General features: G+C 60.4%; 17 protein-coding genes. 9 read left to right on the top strand and 8 right to left on the bottom strand.

Annotated features, from left to right (window positions below; translation table 11 throughout):
• From AC1DVF_RS11865 to AC1DVF_RS11850, 4 genes are all read right to left on the bottom strand, one after another.
• A complete protein-coding gene (locus tag AC1DVF_RS11865; protein WP_093429534.1) occupies positions 1 to 675 on the bottom strand; it encodes a hypothetical protein in 675 nt (224 codons plus the stop codon).
• Between the two features lie 240 nt (positions 676 to 915).
• Positions 916 to 1473 (bottom strand): L-threonylcarbamoyladenylate synthase type 1 TsaC, encoded by a 558-nt coding sequence (gene tsaC, locus AC1DVF_RS11860; protein WP_093429535.1) that lies wholly within the window; start codon positions 1471 to 1473, stop codon positions 916 to 918.
• Between the two features lie 55 nt (positions 1474 to 1528).
• Positions 1529 to 2629 carry a DNA-processing protein DprA gene (dprA, locus tag AC1DVF_RS11855; protein ID WP_477782502.1) on the bottom strand — a complete coding sequence of 367 codons (1101 nt, stop codon included), beginning with the start codon at positions 2627 to 2629 and terminating at the stop codon, positions 1529 to 1531.
• Between the two features lie 80 nt (positions 2630 to 2709).
• A complete protein-coding gene (locus AC1DVF_RS11850; RefSeq protein WP_077575172.1) occupies positions 2710 to 3735 on the bottom strand; it encodes a LysM peptidoglycan-binding domain-containing protein in 1026 nt (341 codons plus the stop codon).
• A 160-nt stretch (positions 3736 to 3895) separates the two neighbouring features.
• Here AC1DVF_RS11850 and def point away from each other — a divergent pair, with 160 nt between their 5' ends.
• The 5 genes from def to AC1DVF_RS11825 all read left to right on the top strand — a co-directional run bounded on the left by def (position 3896) and on the right by AC1DVF_RS11825 (position 8586).
• The gene (def, locus tag AC1DVF_RS11845; RefSeq protein ID WP_477782489.1) at positions 3896 to 4402 is read left to right on the top strand and encodes a peptide deformylase; all 507 of its coding nucleotides are present in this window, start codon (positions 3896 to 3898) and stop codon (positions 4400 to 4402) included.
• A 57-nt stretch (positions 4403 to 4459) separates the two neighbouring features.
• On the top strand, positions 4460 to 5419 hold the full coding sequence (gene fmt / locus AC1DVF_RS11840) for a methionyl-tRNA formyltransferase (RefSeq protein ID WP_477782488.1): 960 nt from the start codon (positions 4460 to 4462) through the stop codon (positions 5417 to 5419).
• Positions 5416 to 6726, top strand: coding sequence for a 16S rRNA (cytosine(967)-C(5))-methyltransferase RsmB (gene rsmB, locus AC1DVF_RS11835; protein WP_099757603.1), 1311 nt, complete (start codon positions 5416 to 5418; stop codon positions 6724 to 6726). Before fmt ends, rsmB begins: the two co-directional genes overlap by 4 nt.
• A gap of 22 nt (positions 6727 to 6748) precedes the next feature.
• The gene (gene trkA, locus AC1DVF_RS11830; RefSeq protein ID WP_093429539.1) at positions 6749 to 8125 is read left to right on the top strand and encodes a Trk system potassium transporter TrkA; all 1377 of its coding nucleotides are present in this window, start codon (positions 6749 to 6751) and stop codon (positions 8123 to 8125) included.
• 146 nt (positions 8126 to 8271) lie between these two features.
• Positions 8272 to 8586, top strand: coding sequence for a tetratricopeptide repeat protein (locus AC1DVF_RS11825; protein WP_116254179.1), 315 nt, complete (start codon positions 8272 to 8274; stop codon positions 8584 to 8586).
• A 1-nt stretch (position 8587) separates the two neighbouring features.
• Here AC1DVF_RS11825 and AC1DVF_RS11820 read toward each other — a convergent pair whose 3' ends face one another.
• From AC1DVF_RS11820 to AC1DVF_RS11810, 3 genes are all read right to left on the bottom strand, one after another.
• Positions 8588 to 8827 carry a PilZ domain-containing protein gene (locus tag AC1DVF_RS11820; RefSeq protein WP_093429541.1) on the bottom strand — a complete coding sequence of 80 codons (240 nt, stop codon included), beginning with the start codon at positions 8825 to 8827 and terminating at the stop codon, positions 8588 to 8590.
• 73 nt (positions 8828 to 8900) lie between these two features.
• Positions 8901 to 9788, bottom strand: a complete 888-nt coding sequence (locus AC1DVF_RS11815) for a lysophospholipid acyltransferase (protein WP_093429542.1) — start codon at positions 9786 to 9788, stop codon at positions 8901 to 8903.
• Positions 9789 to 9828: 40 nt separating this feature from the next.
• Entirely contained in the window at positions 9829 to 10386 is a 558-nt protein-coding gene (locus AC1DVF_RS11810; protein ID WP_186620326.1) for a DNA-3-methyladenine glycosylase I, read from the bottom strand.
• Between the two features lie 81 nt (positions 10387 to 10467).
• Here AC1DVF_RS11810 and glyQ point away from each other — a divergent pair, with 81 nt between their 5' ends.
• The 4 genes from glyQ (at position 10468) to AC1DVF_RS11790 (ending at position 14879) form a co-directional block, all read left to right on the top strand.
• Entirely contained in the window at positions 10468 to 11421 is a 954-nt protein-coding gene (gene glyQ, locus AC1DVF_RS11805) for a glycine--tRNA ligase subunit alpha (RefSeq protein WP_003187265.1), read from the top strand.
• A complete protein-coding gene (gene glyS, locus AC1DVF_RS11800; RefSeq protein WP_320336085.1) occupies positions 11418 to 13472 on the top strand; it encodes a glycine--tRNA ligase subunit beta in 2055 nt (684 codons plus the stop codon). Before glyQ ends, glyS begins: the two co-directional genes overlap by 4 nt.
• A gap of 4 nt (positions 13473 to 13476) precedes the next feature.
• The gene (gene gmhB / locus AC1DVF_RS11795; protein WP_286079738.1) at positions 13477 to 14016 is read left to right on the top strand and encodes a D-glycero-beta-D-manno-heptose 1,7-bisphosphate 7-phosphatase; all 540 of its coding nucleotides are present in this window, start codon (positions 13477 to 13479) and stop codon (positions 14014 to 14016) included.
• An 83-nt stretch (positions 14017 to 14099) separates the two neighbouring features.
• A complete protein-coding gene (locus AC1DVF_RS11790) occupies positions 14100 to 14879 on the top strand; it encodes a lysophospholipid acyltransferase family protein (RefSeq protein WP_093429546.1) in 780 nt (259 codons plus the stop codon).
• A gap of 168 nt (positions 14880 to 15047) precedes the next feature.
• Here the strand turns inward: AC1DVF_RS11790 and AC1DVF_RS11785 are convergent, their stop codons facing one another.
• Positions 15048 to 16580, bottom strand: a complete 1533-nt coding sequence (locus AC1DVF_RS11785; protein WP_460089362.1) for a sensor histidine kinase — start codon at positions 16578 to 16580, stop codon at positions 15048 to 15050.
• Between the last annotated feature and the right edge of the window lie 154 nt (positions 16581 to 16734).

Here is a 16734-nt window from a genome sequence, read left to right as displayed (position 1 = left end):
TCAGTACTGCGGTGGATGAGCCGCCAACGGTCTTGGCGCCCAATGACCGACAGTCGCGGAATCAGGCTGTTGCAACGCGGCGAGGATTTGCCGCCACTCGGCTGACAACACCCAGTAATCCCCGCGTGCGCGCTGTTCGATATGCAAGGGATTGGAGGCGACCGGCATCAGACCGAAACGCTGGTACAGGCGCAGCTGCGATGCCCTGCACAACGCGGTGACACCTAGATAGCCCTGTTTTATGGCCCACTCGGCAGCGGCCGCCAGCAGACTGTCGACGGCAATGGGCTGTTGGCTGGGCGCGTACGAGATCAAGCGACTGAGTTCGACATGGCGTGACAACGCCACCGTGGGCGAAACATGTTGCTGCGCCAGTGATGCCCACTCGAACGGCGCCGGAGTGGCCCTCAATACCGCCAGCAGTTGCTCGTGCCGATACAGCAGAAAGTGGGTACTGCGCGACCGTGTCGCCAGTCGGGTTTCGAGCATCCGCGCCCTGGACGTCAGCATGTAATGCTGCAGCCGAAGCCGAAATTGCCGATCGATAAACCGATCGAACACCTGGGTATCCGACCCCGCTTCAAGCATCACGATACGGCAACCCTCCTGATGACTGTTTAACGTCACCTGGAGCGCCTGCAGGTAATCCGTGAGTTGCAAATCCGTAGTGTCCATTCTTTCTCCGCAGACCTTAACTTATCGAAGTGTTTCGAGTGCAGGGAAAGGATGGTTGCTTTTGGCGATACCGCCACGAAACGCGGTCTGATAATCAGGTGGGAAAATTCAGTTGATTCAGATAGTTGATGATTTTTCCGACGCAGCAATCAGCATCATTGCAGGATAATTCGCAGGCACGTGTAGTACTCCTCGCCATCAAGGCGAGGAGTACCCACGTTACAAATGTTCGAGGCTGAATCAGTCGGGACGAATGACTTTGCCGGTCGCCAGATCACGAATCACGCTGGGGTTCTTGCGCCCACCCAGTTGCCCGCCCAGTATCAGATCGATCTGCCCACGGAAATACTGCTCGACACGCAATCGCGTGCGCGCCGCCGGGCGTCCCTGCGGGTTGGCTGAGGTCGAAATCAACGGCCCGACCATCGAGCACAGATCGCGTACTTGCGGATGATCACTGACCCGCAGTGCGACGGTGTCGTGCATGCCGGTCACCCATTCCGGGAGCAAGCCCTGATGCGGCACCAGCCAGGTGTTCGGCCCCGGCCAGGTGCTGGCCATGCGGTCGATCCATTCTTGCGGGAAGTCTTCGAACAGAAAGTCGAACTGGCGAATGTTGTCGGCAACCAGAATCAGGCCTTTGACCACCGAACGATTCTTGATCGCCAGCAACCGATCCACGGCCTCTTCGTTCCATGGGTCGCAACCCAGCCCCCAGACGGCTTCGGTTGGATAGGCAATCACCGCCCCGGCGCGAATCTCTCGTGCGGCTTGTTGCACACGCCAACTGTTAACCATGAAAAAACTCTCCGCAAACAGGTTTCGCGCAGTTTACCGATCTTCCTTGTAAAACCTAGCGTGTCCTGGCCAACCAGCGACCGTTTTCGCACACTGCACGGCCATCCATTTCCAGTTCGGTGAGTGCCGCCAGCACTTTGGGCAACGTCCAGCCGCTGCTGTCAGCCAAGCCTTCGCTGGTGTGCGGGGCAGCATGGAGCAGGATGAGCAACGGGTGATCGGCTTTCGCCGTGTCAGTGGATAGCGGCAGATGCTGCCAACCACGCAAGGCTTCGAGGATGTGCTCAATGGTTTCCACCAGCACCGCGCCATCGCGGATCAGCTGATGGCAACCGCGAGCGCCGGGGTGATGGATCGAACCGGGAATCGCGTAAACCTCGCGTCCCTGTTCCGCCGCCAGCCGTGCGGTGATCAGCGAACCGCTGGCGACGCTGGCCTCGACCACCAGCACGCCGAGGGACAAACCGCTGATGATGCGGTTACGTCGCGGGAAGTTGCTCGCCGTTGGCCCGGCATCCAGCGGAAACTCGGAAAGCACTGCGCTGCCGGATGCAATCATCGCGTCAGCCAGGCGGCGGTTGCGCTGTGGATAAAAATTTTCCAGCCCCGTGCCGAGGACACCGACCGTCAACCCGCCAACATCCAGCGCGGCCTGATGCACAGCGGCATCGATGCCTAGCGCCAGGCCGCTGGTGATGACAAAACCGGCCCCGGCGAGACTGCGGGAAAATGCCGCTGCGGTGTCCATGCCCGGACGCGATGCCCGGCGACTGCCAACCATCGCCAGTTGCGGTTTTTCCAGAATCTGCGGATCACCGGCCACGAACAACATTGGCGGCGGGTCGGGAATCTGCGCCAGCAATGCGGGGTAATCGGGTTGGTCCCACATCAGCAAATGCTGATCCGGACGCTCTAGCCAGCGCATTGCATGGCTGGCGCCGTCGCGAACTTCGGGGCAGCGCCGCGCTTCGGCGCACGCCGCCGGCAAACCGAGAGAACGCCAGGCGCTGGCCGGCGCGCTGATGGCTTTGGAGGCCGAGCCGAAGGCTTCGAGCAACTTGGCAAAACGCTTCGGGCCAACATCCGGCAAGCGGTGCAGGCGCAGACGCGCTTCCAGTTCCGCCGGGGAAACCGGCGTACAGACAGGCAACATGATGGATCATCCTTGATCGTTATAAGCCCCGAACCATTCGGAACAAGCTGTGGATAACTCTGTTGGTAACTTGTGAAGCACGCTTACGGATTGCGCACCTTGTCGAGCACCGCGAGCGAGCGCGATGCGTTGAGGACGAGGCCGTAGCTGAGTTTGTCGTAGGTGCGGAACACCATCAGCAACCCGGCGCGTTCATCGGGAATTTTCAGCGGCTGGCCAGTGATGCGGTCGCGCACGGTTTCACCGGTTTTCATTACCACCAGCACGTTGCCTTCGGCCAGACCGTCGCGCTTGCCCTTGTTCAGGGTGACCACGTCCATCACGCCGATCTGGGTGACACCGCGCGGCACATCGATGATCACGCCGTTGATGCTGGTCGTTGGCGCGCTGGGCATGAAGGTCGAGTTGATCGAGCGCTCTTCGCCGCTGAACAAACGGTCGCCAAGGCGCACTTCCTGGGTGGTGCGTTGCAGGGCGAGGGTGGCGACGTCGCCTTCAGTGGCGACGATTTCGCCGCCGCCGATGTCGTCGGCGTTGATTCCCAGGAACTCCTTGGTCTGTGGATCGGTGTAGACCTTGCCCTGACGGAAGATGCCGTAGACCGGTTGATCCGGGTCGAAATGGCCGCGCGCGAAGATCCGGTCACCGGTACCGCTGAGCACGCGTTCGGCATCGCCGGCAACGATGTACGGCGCCTTGTCGAAGTCCTCGACCTTGTCGACGATGCGGTTGCTCAGCAAAAAGCTGTTGATGGATTTCAGCGGAATGCTCGGAATAGCCTCGGCCACCGGGCTGGTGCGAATGCGTGGCGAGAGCTTGATGGTGCCGCGCGACTCGCCGCGATTAAGGGTCAGACGTGGCTGGCCATCGACATAACTGAGCGTCAGCGTGTCGCCGGGATAGATCAGGTTGGGGTTTTCGATTTGCGGATTGGCCCGCCACAGTTGTGGCCACTGCCAGGGCTCGCGCAGGTATTTGCCGGAAATGTCCCAGAGCGTATCCCCCGAAACCACCGTGTATTGCTGTGGAAAACCATCCCTGAGTTGCACTTGCCCTTGCGCCACGCCGGCCGAAGCCAACAGCAGCAGGGCGAGTAGTGTTTTCCTCATGCAGTGAATCCCTTTATCATGTGCATTCGCGTGAACCGTCAGAGCCCCCGTGGCTCGCTTGTGCAAAATGCACAAGCTACGCTTCACAACGGTAGCCTGCATCTTCGGACCTGCCAGGCCATCGCCCGACTTTACTCAACGTGTGCAGCAATCAAAGCCTATGGCCATTTTAAACATCCTCGAATTCCCGGACCCGCGTCTGCGCACTATCGCCAAGCCTGTGGCTGTAGTGGACGACGACGTGCGTCAGTTGGTCGATGACATGTTTGAAACAATGTATGAAGCGCCGGGCATCGGCCTTGCCGCGACCCAGGTCAACGTGCACAAACGTATCGTCGTGATGGACCTTTCCGAAGACCGCACCGAACCGCGGGTGTTCATCAACCCCGAGTTCGAATCGCTGACCGACGAAATGGACCAATACCAGGAAGGTTGCCTGTCAGTACCGGGTTTCTACGAAAACGTCGACCGCCCGCAAAAGGTCAAGATCAAGGCGCTGGACCGCGACGGCAAGCCCTATGAGCTGATCGCCGAAGGCCTGCTCGCGGTCTGCATCCAGCACGAATGCGACCACCTCAACGGCAAATTGTTCGTCGATTACCTGTCCACGCTCAAACGCGACCGGATCAAGAAGAAACTGGAAAAGCAGCACCGCCAGAACGCTTGATGCCCCTCTTCAAAGGCTTGCTGCGGCAAGCCTTTTTCTTTTTATGAGACTCCCTTCATGACTGAGCCACTGCGCATCGTTTTTGCCGGCACCCCGGAATTCGCCGCCGAACACCTCAAGGCCCTGCTGAAAAGCCCTTACGAGATCGTTGCGGTCTACACCCAACCGGATCGTCCGGCCGGTCGCGGGCAAAAACTGATGCCAAGCCCGGTCAAACAGCTCGCCCTGGAAAACCATATCCAGGTGTTGCAGCCGCCGACCTTGCGCAACGCTGACGCTCAGGCTGAACTGGCCGCACTGAAGCCGGACTTGCTGGTGGTGGTCGCCTACGGCTTGATCCTGCCGCAAGTGGTGCTGGATATCCCGCGTCTGGGCTGCATCAACAGCCACGCCTCCTTGCTGCCACGCTGGCGTGGTGCGGCGCCGATTCAGCGCGCCGTCGAACACGGTGACGCGGAAAGCGGCGTGACCGTGATGCGCATGGAAGCGGGCCTCGACACCGGACCGATGCTGCTCAAGGTCGTCACGCCGATCACCGGCGAAGACACCGGCGGCACGCTGCACGACCGCCTCGCCGAAATGGGCCCGCCCGCCGTGGTCCAGGCGATTGCCGGTCTGGCTGCAGGCACGCTGGAAGGCGAAGTGCAGAACGATGAGCTCGCCACTTACGCGCACAAGCTGAACAAAGACGAAGCACGCATCGACTGGAGCCGTCCGGCCGTTGAGCTGGAACGCCTGGTGCGCGCCTTCAACCCATGGCCGATCACCCACAGCACCCTCAACGGTGAAGCGCTGAAAGTACTGGCGGCGACACTCGCCGAAGGTAAAGGCGCGCCGGGTGAAATCCTCAGCGCCAGCAAGGACGGTTTGGTCGTCGCTTGCGGCGAGCGGGCGCTGTGCCTGACCCGCCTGCAACTGCCCGGCGGCAAGGCGCTGAACTTCAGCGACCTGTTCAACAGCCGTCGAGAGAAATTCGCTGTCGGCACCGTGCTCGGCGCAGCGGTGGACGCGCAATGAACCCGCGTCTGGCCGCCGCCAAGGCACTCGCCGCCGTGCTCAGCGGCAAAGCCTCGTTGAACAGCTCCCTGCCGACGCAACTGGACAAGGTCGAGGATCGTGATCGCGGCTTCACTCAGGATCTGGCCTTCGGCACTGCGCGCTGGCAGCCACGCCTGTCGGCACTGGCCGAGAAGCTGCTGCAGAAACCGTTCAAGGCTGCCGACGCCGATGTCGAAGCGCTGCTGCTGGTCGGTCTCTACCAATTGCTCTACACCCGCGTGCCGGCCCATGCCGCCATCGGCGAAACCGTCGGTTGCGCCGACAAGCTAAAAAAACCTTGGGCCAAGGGCCTGCTCAACGCCGTGCTGCGCAATGCCCAGCGCGAAAGCGAAACGATTTTCGCCGAGCTGGAACGTGACCCAGTGGTGCGTACCGCTCACCCGCGCTGGCTGCAAAAATCCCTGAAGGCCTTCTGGCCGGAGCAGTGGGAAGCGATTTGCGAGGCGAACAATGCGCATCCGCCGATGATCCTGCGGGTCAACCGCCGTCACCACAGCCGCGACGCCTATCTCGGCTTGCTGACGGAGGCCGGGATTGCCGCGACGCCATGTGTGTACAGTTGCGACGGCATCATTCTCGAAGCCGCTGCCGACGTGCGCAGCCTGCCAGGTTTCGCCGAAGGCTGGATCAGCGTGCAGGACGAAGCGGCGCAACTGGCCGCCGATCTGCTCGATCTGGCGCCGGGGCAACGCGTGCTCGACGCCTGCTGCGCGCCGGGCGGCAAGACTTGCCACATCCTCGAAGCCGAACCGGCGCTGGCCGGAGTAGTGGCGGTGGATCTGGAAGCCAAGCGTCTGGTGCGGGTCAAGGAGAACCTTGAACGCCTTGGTCTGAACGCCGAACTGATCGCCGCCGACGGTCGCGATACCGAAAAGTGGTGGGACGGCAAACCGTTCCAGCGCATTCTGCTAGACGCGCCGTGCTCGGCGACCGGCGTGATCCGCCGCCATCCGGACATCAAGCTGACCCGTCAGCCGGACGACATCGTCGCCCTCGCGCAACTGCAAGGCGAACTGCTCGACGCGATGTGGAAAACCCTCGAAGTCGGCGGCATCCTGCTGTACGCCACCTGCTCGACGCTGCCGACCGAGAATACCGAAGTCATCGCTGCGTTCCTTGAGCGTACCCCAGGCGCCCGTGAACTGGATCTGGCCACGTCGGCCGGAATCAAACAGCCCCATGGTCGCCAACTGCTGGCCCAGCAAGGTGGGCATGACGGGTTCTACTACGCCAAGCTGATCAAGATTGCTGCCGCACGCAGCTAAACGGATTTAACGGAGTGACTGGATGAAAATCATCATCCTCGGTGCAGGACAGGTCGGCGGTTCGCTGGCAGAACATCTGGCCAGCGAGGCCAACGATATTACGGTAGTCGACACCGACGGTGAGCGCCTGCGCGACCTCGGCGACCGCCTCGACATCCGCACCGTGCAGGGCCGGGGCTCGCTGCCGTCGGTGCTGCGTCAGGCCGGCGCCGACGACGCGGACATGCTGGTGGCGGTGACCAACAGCGACGAAACCAACATGGTCGCCTGCCAGGTCGCCCACACGCTGTTCCACACCCCGACCAAAATCGCCCGGGTGCGCGAAGCGTCCTACCTCAATCGCGAGGAGCAACTGTTCCAGAACGAAGCGATTCCGGTCGACGTGCTGATCAGCCCCGAGCAGGTGGTGACCAACTACATCAAGCGCCTGATCCAGCATCCGGGCGCGTTGCAGGTGATCGACTTCGCCGAGGGTGCAGCGCAACTGGTAGCGGTGCGCGCCTATTACGGCGGGCCGCTGGTGGGTCAGCAACTGCGGCAGTTGCGTGAGCACATGCCGAATGTCGAGACTCGCGTCGCCGCAATTTTCCGCCGTGACCGGCCGATCCTGCCCCAGGGCGATACGGTGATCGAGGCGGATGACGAAGTCTTTTTCATCGCCGCCCGTGAGAATATTCGCGCGGTGATGAGCGAAATGCGCCGCCTCGACGAAACCTACAAACGCATCGTCATTGCCGGTGGCGGGCAGATCGGTGAACGTCTGGCCGAGGCCATCGAAAGCCGTTATCAGGTGAAGATCATCGAGATGAATCCGGCGCGTTGCCGTTATCTCTCCGACACCCTCGACAGCACCGTGGTGCTGCAGGGCAGTGCATCAGATCGTGATTTACTGATGGAGGAGAACATTGCCGACGCCGATATCTTCCTCGCCCTCACCAACGATGACGAAGCCAACATCATGTCGTCGCTGCTGGCCAAACGGCTGGGGGCGAAGAAGGTCATGACGATCATCAACAACCCGGCCTACGTCGATCTGATTCAGGGCGGCGATATCGACATCGCCATCAGCCCGCAACTGGCGACCATCGGCACCTTGCTGGCGCACGTGCGTCGTGGCGATATCGTCAGCGTGCACTCACTGCGCCGCGGTGCGGCAGAAGCCATCGAGGCGATTGCCCACGGTGATGCGAAGTCGAGCAAGGTCATCGGCAAGCCCATCGAGAAGATTGGCCTGCCGCCCGGCACCACCATTGGCGCGGTCATTCGCAACGAGCAAGTGATCATCGCCCACGACGACACGGTGATCGAAGCAGGCGACCATGTGATCCTGTTCCTTGTGGATAAAAAGCATATTCGCGATGTAGAGAAGCTGTTTCATGTGGGGTTGAGCTTCTTTTGAGGTTTGCGCTGACGGCACTGGCGCCTTCGCGAGCAGGCTCGCTCCCACATCTGGAATGCGTTTCCCCTGTGGGAGCGAGCCTGCTCGCGAAGGCGGTCTCACTAAGCCCCATCAACGCCTGACAGTCCCAAGAAAGGAATCCACCGATGCTCGAATCCCTGGAAAAAATGCTCGCCAAGGGTGTGGATAACTCCCTGCTGCGCTTCGGCCTGGGCAAGGGTTATCTGGATCTGGGTGAAAACGCCAAGGCCGCCGAGCACTTTGAACGTTGTGTCGGCTTCGATCCGAAATATTCCGCAGCCTGGAAGCTGTTGGGCAAAGCGCATCTGGCGCTGGGCGATCACGCCGCCGCGCGTAATGCGTGGGAACAAGGTCTGGAAGCGGCCCGCGCCCATGGCGACAAGCAGGCCGAGAAGGAAATGATGGTGTTTCTGAAGAAGCTTGATCGTCAGGCGCTATAAGTCAAAGGTAGCGAAGACCGATCCCGTCGGCATCTACCGTCACCACTTCCATCCGCACCCGCGGCGCGCCTGTGGGTAAACCCTGCACCTCGCCGTAAACCACTGCGCCTTTGGGCAAAGTAGCCAAAACCGGATGCTGCACAAACACCCCGGTAGGCGAGAGGTTGCGCGTCTGCCCGAGGCATTCGCCAAAGCTGTCGTGGGTAATCTTGATGCGGAAGGATTTGCGTTGTTCGGACATCTTGTTGCGCCCTTTGATGAACGGTTGTGGATAACCTCGCCAGTGAGGTTATCCACAGATCATGCCAATCAGCTCAGTACCAGCGCTCTTCGCCCGGCGGACGCTTCTTGAAGCGCTTCATGCTCCACATGTACTGGCTCGGGTACGCGGCGACGTAACGCTCGACGACTTTACTCATCGCGGCGCAGGATTCGGCGGTATCGGTGCTGTACATGGCTTCTGGCGCAGCTTCGAGGATCACTTTGTAGCCGGAACCGTCGGGCAGGCGCAGCGCATGCAGGAACACACCGACGGCTTTGCCACCGGCGAGCATGTTCGGCACGAATTTGCTGGTCAGCGCTTGAGTGGCGAAGAACGGCACGAAGATCCCGGCGGATTCGGCCGGTTCCGGGTCAGCAGGAATGCCCACTGCACCACCTTTGCGCACTTCCTTGATCACACTGAGGATGCCTTCCTTGGTGGAAGCAGCGACTTTGTTGCCCAATTGCACGCGCTGTTTGCGCAGCAATTCGTCCACAGCTTTGAGCTTCGGCGGACGGTAGAAAATGATCGGTTTGCACTGGCTGCAATAGAAGTGATTGAGCACTTCCCAATTGCCTAAATGGCTGGTGATGCCGACCACGCCTTTGCCCGAGGCCAAGGCATTCTTGAGGATGTCGAGACCTTCGACTTCGCGCACCAGATCGATCGAGCGCTGCGCCGGCCAGATCCACGCGCAGGCGCTTTCGGTCAGCGACTTGCCGATGTCTTTCAGGCTTTGGCCGACCAGACGTTCACGTTCGGCGGCATCCATCTGTGGAAAACATTTCGCAAGGTTGATCCGCACCACTTCGCGGGAACGGTTGGGGGTTTTCCACATGATCCAGCCAATCGCCGAACCTACGGCCTGCACGGCCCGCCATGGCAGCAGGGCAAACAGCCGCAGAGCGCCTACCAGCAAGGCGCCTTTAAACTTTTCCACAGGTCACTCCTGATCTTGTGCGGTGCGCGAGGCGGCCATTCTAACCGGCGTTGACGAGCTGCGCGTAGCGGTCGCAGTCCTGAGTGTGGTCCATGACCATGCCCGAGGCCTGCATCAGTGCGTAGCAAATGGTCGGGCCGACGAACGTGAATCCGGCCTTTTTCAAGGCTTTGCTCATCGCCAGCGCTTCGGGGGTGATCGCCGGGACTTCGCTGCGATCCTTGAAATGATTGATGATCGGTTGGTCACCGACGAACGACCAGAGGAACGCCACCGGGTCCTCCAGCGCCAGCCAGGCCTGGGCATTACGCCGGGCGGCGTTGAGTTTCAGGCGGTTGCGGATGATCCCAGGATCGAGCATCAATTCGTCGATTTCAGCGTCGCTCATCTGCGCCACGCGCTGTACGTCGAAGCCGAACAACACCTCGCGATAACGCTCGCGCTTGCGCAACACGGTGATCCAGGACAGCCCGGCCTGGAACCCTTCGAGCAAAAGCAACTCGAACAAACCCTGCGCATCGCGTAGCGGCGTGCCCCACTCCTGATCGTGATAAGCCATGTACAGCGGATCTTCGGTACACCAAAAGCAGCGTGGCATAAGGCTCCAGGGGGTGGAGGTGCGACTGAATCGGGTATACTCCCGCTCTTTAAATCGCAGCCCAAGAAACAGGTGAATTTCGTGAGCCAGCCTACGCCAGCCGTGCGTACCTTCCAAGACTTGATCCTCGCGCTCCAGCAATACTGGGCCGAGCAAGGTTGCGTGGTACTTCAGCCCTACGATATGGAAGTAGGCGCCGGCACTTTCCACACCGCGACCTTCCTCCGCGCCATCGGCCCGGAAACCTGGAACGCCGCCTACGTGCAGCCAAGCCGCCGTCCGACTGACGGCCGTTACGGCGAAAACCCGAACCGTCTGCAGCACTACTATCAGTTCCAGGTCGTCCTGAAACCGAACCCGGACAACTTCCAGGAACTGTACCTGGGCTCGCTCAAGCATGTCGGCCTGGACCCGCTGGTCCACGACATTCGCTTCGTCGAAGACAACTGGGAATCGCCGACCCTCGGCGCCTGGGGTCTGGGCTGGGAAGTCTGGCTCAACGGCATGGAAGTGACTCAGTTCACTTACTTCCAGCAAGCGGGCGGCATCGAGTGCTACCCGGTGACCGGCGAGATCACTTACGGTCTCGAGCGTCTGGCCATGTACCTGCAAGGCGTGGATTCGGTCTACGACCTGGTCTGGGCTGACGGTCCGTTTGGCAAGGTGACCTACGGCGACGTGTTCCACCAGAACGAAGTGGAACAGTCCACTTACAACTTCGAACACGCCAACGTCGACAAGCTGTTCGAACTGTTCGACTTCTATGAAAGCGAAGCCAAACGCCTGATCGAACTCGACCAGCCGCTGCCGTTGCCGAGCTACGAAATGGTGTTGAAGGCGTCGCACACCTTCAACCTGCTGGATGCACGCCGGGCGATCTCGGTGACCGCGCGTCAGCAATACATTCTGCGCGTACGCACCCTGGCGCGTTCCGTTGCGCAAGCCTACCTGCTGGCGCGCGCCAAGCTGGGCTTCCCGATGGCGACCCCGGACCTGCGTGACGAAGTACTGGCCAAGCTGGAGGCAGCACAATGAGTGCGCAAGATTTTCTGGTTGAACTGGGCACCGAAGAACTGCCACCGAAAGCCCTGAACACCCTGGCTGAAGCGTTCCTCGCCGGTATCGACAAGGGCCTGCAAGCCGCTGGCCTGAGCTACGAGACTAAAACTGTCTACGCCGCACCGCGTCGTCTGGCTGTGCTGATCACCGCGCTGGCTACCCAGCAACCGGATCGCAGCATCAACCTCGACGGCCCGCCACGTCAGGCGGCGTTCGACGCTGACGGCAATCCAACGCAAGCAGCACTGGGCTTCGCCAAGAAGTGCGGCGTCGATCTGAGCGAAATCGATCAGAGCGGCCCGAAACTGCGTTACAGCCAGAGCATCGCCGGCAAGCCGACCGCGAGCCTGCTGCCGACCATCGTCGAAGACTCGCTGAACGACCTGCCGATCCCGAAACGCATGCGTTGGGGTGCGCGCAAGGAAGAGTTCGTGCGTCCGACCCAATGGCTGGTGATGCTGCTCGGTGACCAGGTCATCGACTGCACCATCCTCGCGCAGAAGGCTGGCCGTGATTCCCGTGGTCACCGCTTCCATCACCCGGAAAGCGTGCGCATCGGTTCGCCGTCGAGCTACCTCGCCGACCTGCGTGCCGCTTATGTATTGGCCGATGCCAACGAGCGTCGCGAGATCATCAGCAAGCGCACCGAAGAGCTGGCCACCCGTCAGGAAGGCACGGCAATCGTTCCGCCGGCACTGCTCGACGAAGTGACCGCGCTGGTTGAATGGCCGGTGCCGCTGGTGTGCTCGTTCGAGGAGCGTTTCCTCGACGTGCCGCAAGAAGCCCTGATCACCACCATGCAGGACAACCAGAAGTACTTCTGCCTGCTGGATGCCGACGGCAAGTTGCTGCCACGTTTCATCACTGTGGCCAACATCGAAAGCAAAGACCCGCAGCAGATCATCGCCGGTAACGAGAAAGTGGTTCGTCCACGTCTGACCGACGCCGAGTTCTTCTTCAAGCAAGACAAGAAGCAGAAACTCGAAGCCTTCAATGATCGCCTGAAGAACGTGGTGTTCCAGGAAAAACTCGGCAGCGTCTACGACAAGGCCGAGCGCGTTTCCAAACTGGCTGCGTACATCGCCGCGCGCATCGGTGGTAACGCCTCGTGGGCTGCGCGCGCAGGTCTGCTGTCGAAGTGTGACCTGGCCACCGAAATGGTCGGCGAATTCCCGGAGATGCAAGGTGTCGCCGGTTACTACTACGCCCTCAATGACGGCGAGCCGGAAGACGTCGCGCTGGCGCTCAACGAGCAGTACATGCCACGCGGTGCCGGTGCTGAATTGCCGGCGACCCTGACCGGTGCGGCCGTCGCGATCGCTGACAAGCTCGACACCCTGGTCGGTATCTTCGGTATCGGCATGCTGCCAACCGGCAGCAAAGATCCGTATGCCCTGCGCCGTGCGGCCCTCGGTGTGCTGCGCATCCTGATCGAGAAAAAACTCGACCTCGACCTGAACGACGCCGTGGCTTTCGCCGTGACTGCGTTCGGCGCCAAGGTCAAGGCTGCCGGCCTCAACGATTCCGTGCTGGAATTCATCTTCGACCGTCTGCGTGCGCGTTACGAAGACGAAGGCGTTGAAGTCGCCACTTACCTGTCGGTGCGTGCCCTGAAGCCGGGTTCGGCGCTGGACTTCGACCAGCGTGTGCAAGCAGTGCAAGCCTTCCGCAAACTGCCGGAAGCGGCAGCGCTGGCGGCGGTGAACAAGCGTGTGTCGAACCTGTTGAGCAAACTCGAAGGCGCGGTACCGACCGAGGTGCAAGCCAAGTACTTCGACAACGCCAACGAGTTCTCGCTGTACTCGGCGATCCAGCAAGCGGATCAAGCGGTGCAGCCAATGGCGGCAGCGCGTCAGTACAACGAATCGCTGGCACGCCTGGCAGCATTGCGTGAGCCAGTCGATGCGTTCTTCGACGCGGTGATGGTCAATGCCGACGACGCCAATGTGCGGGCCAACCGTTACGCGCTGCTGGCGCGTCTGCGTGGTCTGTTCCTCGGTGTTGCCGACATTTCGCTGCTGGGTTGAGGGATTGCTGTTGAAACTGCTGATTCTCGATCGGGACGGAGTGATCAATTACGACTCCGACGCTTACATCAAGTCAGTGGCGGAGTGGATTCCGCTGCCCGGCTCGATCGAGGCGATTGCGCAGTTGAGCAAGGCCGGCTGGACGGTGGCGGTCGCCACCAACCAGTCGGGCATTGCTCGCGGCTACTACGACCTCGCCACCCTCGATGCCATGCACGCGCGACTGCGTACGCTCGTGGCGGAGCAGGGCGGTGAAGTCGGGCTGATCGTGTATTGCCCGCATGGGCCGGACGAAGGCTGCGATTGCCGCAAGCCGAAACCGGGGATGCTGAAAACCATCGCGGCGCATTACAGCGTGACGCTGGCCAATGTCTGGTTCGTCGGCGACAGCCTTGGTGACCTGGAAGCTGCCAAAGCCGTCGATTCACAGCCAGTTTTGGTAAAGACCGGAAAGGGCGCAAAGACTCAGGGCAAAACCCTGCCGGTTGGCACTCTGATTTTTGACGATCTGGCGGCGATTGCCGCAGAACTTATCCACAACTAGAGTACTTCTGAAGTTCCTGACCAGGGATTGATCGGGAGTGCGCTTGAACATTCGGGCATTGCCCCGTAACGGTAAACGTCACTATGTCGATACTGCGGGCCATCAGGATTTTTCTCTTTTACCTGCTGCTGGGCACCACCTCCCTGCTGTGGTGCAGCTTGAGTTTTTTTATCGCGCCGTTTTTGCCGTTCAAGGCGCGCTATCGTTTTATCAACGTGTACTGGTGCCGCTGTGCCTTGTGGTTGACCAAGGTGTTCCTCGGTATCCGTTACGAAATCAAAGGCGCGGAAAACGTACCTGACCGGCCCTGCGTGATTCAGTCGAACCACCAGAGCACTTGGGAGACGTTCTTTCTCTCCGCTTATTTTTCGCCGTTGAGCCAGGTGCTCAAGCGCGAGCTGCTTTATGTACCGTTCTTTGGCTGGGCCATGGCCATGCTGCGGCCAATCGCGATTGACCGTGACAACCCGAAAGCTGCACTGAAACAAGTCGCCGCCAAAGGTGACGAGCTGCTCAAGGACAACGTTTGGGTGCTGATCTTTCCTGAAGGCACACGCGTGCCGTTTGGCACTGTCGGCAAGTTCTCCCGCAGTGGTAGCGCTTTGGCGGTAAATGCGGCGCTTCCGGTCCTGCCGATTGCACACAATGCCGGCAAATTCTGGCCGAAAATCGGCTGGGGCAAGAAGTCCGGGGTGATCACCGTGGTCATCGGTGAGCCGATGTATGCCGAAGGCACAGGGCCTCGCGCCATTGCTGATCTGAACGACCGCGTACAAGCGTGGAACGAGAAGACTCAACGGGAAATGGGTTCGCTGCCACCGGCACCGCAAGCACCGGCTGCAAGCGATCAGATCGCTGTCTGAGATTTTGTGGATAACCTGTGTACGGTTTTGTTGAAAAAGCCTGAATATTGAAATTAAGTAATTGATTTACTTATATATTTCTCAAGCTCATAAAACACCGTAAAACGTGCATAAGTTTTTTTCGGATGTAAAAAGACCGGCTGATATAGCCGGTTTTTTTGTGCCTGTTCACTCGGCGATCAGTGGTAATTCGAACAGAAATGTGGTGCCTTGATCGACCATGCTGTGGCACGAGATTTTGCCTCCGTGGTGATCAACCACCGCTTTGACCATCGACAAGCCCAGGCCAACGCCGTCGATGCCTTGTGCGGAGGAAAAGCGTCGGTACTGACTGAACAGATCAGGCAACTCTTGTTCGGCGATGCCTTTGCCTTGATCGGTCAGTTCGCACCGTAGCCACTCTCCTTGGCAACTGACTCGTAGTTCAATCGTGGTATCTGCCGGGCTGTACTTGATCGCATTCTCCAGCAGGTTGAACAGCGCACGCGTCAGTAATCCCTGGTCAGCCATGATCAGGCGCTCCTGGGATTGCTCATCCATGTCGTGCAGCAGTTCGATGCGTTTCTGCTGGGCGATGGGCAACGCCTGATCCAGCACGTCCAGCACCAACATAGCGAACAGGCTCGGCTGGAACTGATAGGCTTCGGACTCGGCCCGCGCCAGCAAGACGAAACCATCGGTGAGATCCAGCGCGCGACGCACCTGCCGCTCAATCTGTTCGAATAACGGCGAGTCCGCCCCGGCCTGATGGCGGTGAACATCGAGCAGGGCGAGGATCGCCGAATGCGGGGCACGCAAGTCGTGGGAAAGAAAGCGCAGCAATACCCCGCGTTGTTCCTCGGCGGCACGTTCGGCGCTGAGATCGGTGAGGCTGAGCAGCCAACCAATCGGCGTGTCTCCGTCCACCGGCAGCAGGGCGGCACGCTCCAGGCGCAGGCTGCGTTCCTTGTGATCGCGAAACTCCAACAGCGGAATGGCCGACAGTGACGGGCGCAACTCTGTGGACAACTCCGGGTAACCGAGGCTGGCCAGTTGATCGAGGACGTCGTCCCCCACCAGATTGTGATCGAATAGCTGGCGAGCCTTGCGATTGCCCAGCAGGATCTGGCCTTTGGGATCGCTGATCAGTGTGGCGACGGGCAAGTACTCCAGACCGTCGGCAATAAAGCGCCGGGTATCACGGGTGCGACTCATAGCCTGTTCCAGCGCCATGATCTGGCCCTGCAAGCGATCAGCCCCGGTGAATTGCGCGCGACGGCGTTCGGGGAATACCTTCGGCTCGCTGTCCAGTCGTGCCAGCTCCCAGCCGAAATAAGTCAGCACTACGCTCAGGCGTCGCCAGTTCCAGATCAAATAGCCGAATAACATCCCCAGCACCGCCGGTGTCGGCGACCACCAGCGGCGCGTTTCCGCTAAACCTGCACTGGTCAGCAACGCGCACGCCATGCTGATCAACGTGACCCAGAGCGCCCAGCGCGGTCGCCACAACAGCAGGCCAAGACTGCCGGCCACCAAGGCGACCGACAACAGGGCGCCTTTGGCGGCAGACGCATCGTGCAGGTTAATCTGCGCGCGATAAGACAGCAGCGCAGTCAGCGGCAACAGCACTAGACTTATCCACAACCATTCGCGCACCAACTGTCGAAACAATCGCTGCACCTGGCTCGGTTCACGGCTTTCACGCCGACGCTGATTGTTCATGGGGAAAAAGGGCAGGGCAGTGTGAATGGTTTCATGGGCCACAGGTCTGAGACGTAGACCCGAAGAATCATAGCGGACGTCGACCAACGGCGGGCCGCTTACTTTCACAGCTTGGGCCGAGCGACTATGGTTGTCCGCCAACTGCCCCAGCAAC

The sequence above is a fragment of the Pseudomonas sp. P4_D7 genome, from assembly GCF_056401755.1.
This window is presented reverse-complemented; position numbering and strand designations above follow the sequence as displayed.

Coding starts and splice junctions, on each gene's coding strand:
- AC1DVF_RS11865 (WP_093429534.1), bottom strand. CDS start 675: ATGGACACTACGGATTTGCAACTCACGGATTACCTGCAGGCGCTCCAG.
- tsaC (WP_093429535.1), bottom strand. CDS start 1,473: ATGGTTAACAGTTGGCGTGTGCAACAAGCCGCACGAGAGATTCGCGCC.
- AC1DVF_RS11850 (WP_077575172.1), bottom strand. CDS start 3,735: ATGAGGAAAACACTACTCGCCCTGCTGCTGTTGGCTTCGGCCGGCGTG.
- def (WP_477782489.1), top strand. CDS start 3,896: ATGGCCATTTTAAACATCCTCGAATTCCCGGACCCGCGTCTGCGCACT.
- fmt (WP_477782488.1), top strand. CDS start 4,460: ATGACTGAGCCACTGCGCATCGTTTTTGCCGGCACCCCGGAATTCGCC.
- rsmB (WP_099757603.1), top strand. CDS start 5,416: ATGAACCCGCGTCTGGCCGCCGCCAAGGCACTCGCCGCCGTGCTCAGC.
- trkA (WP_093429539.1), top strand. CDS start 6,749: ATGAAAATCATCATCCTCGGTGCAGGACAGGTCGGCGGTTCGCTGGCA.
- AC1DVF_RS11825 (WP_116254179.1), top strand. CDS start 8,272: ATGCTCGAATCCCTGGAAAAAATGCTCGCCAAGGGTGTGGATAACTCC.
- AC1DVF_RS11820 (WP_093429541.1), bottom strand. CDS start 8,827: ATGTCCGAACAACGCAAATCCTTCCGCATCAAGATTACCCACGACAGC.
- AC1DVF_RS11810 (WP_186620326.1), bottom strand. CDS start 10,386: ATGCCACGCTGCTTTTGGTGTACCGAAGATCCGCTGTACATGGCTTAT.
- glyS (WP_320336085.1), top strand. CDS start 11,418: ATGAGTGCGCAAGATTTTCTGGTTGAACTGGGCACCGAAGAACTGCCA.
- AC1DVF_RS11790 (WP_093429546.1), top strand. CDS start 14,100: ATGTCGATACTGCGGGCCATCAGGATTTTTCTCTTTTACCTGCTGCTG.
- AC1DVF_RS11785 (WP_460089362.1), bottom strand. CDS start 16,580: ATGAACAATCAGCGTCGGCGTGAAAGCCGTGAACCGAGCCAGGTGCAG.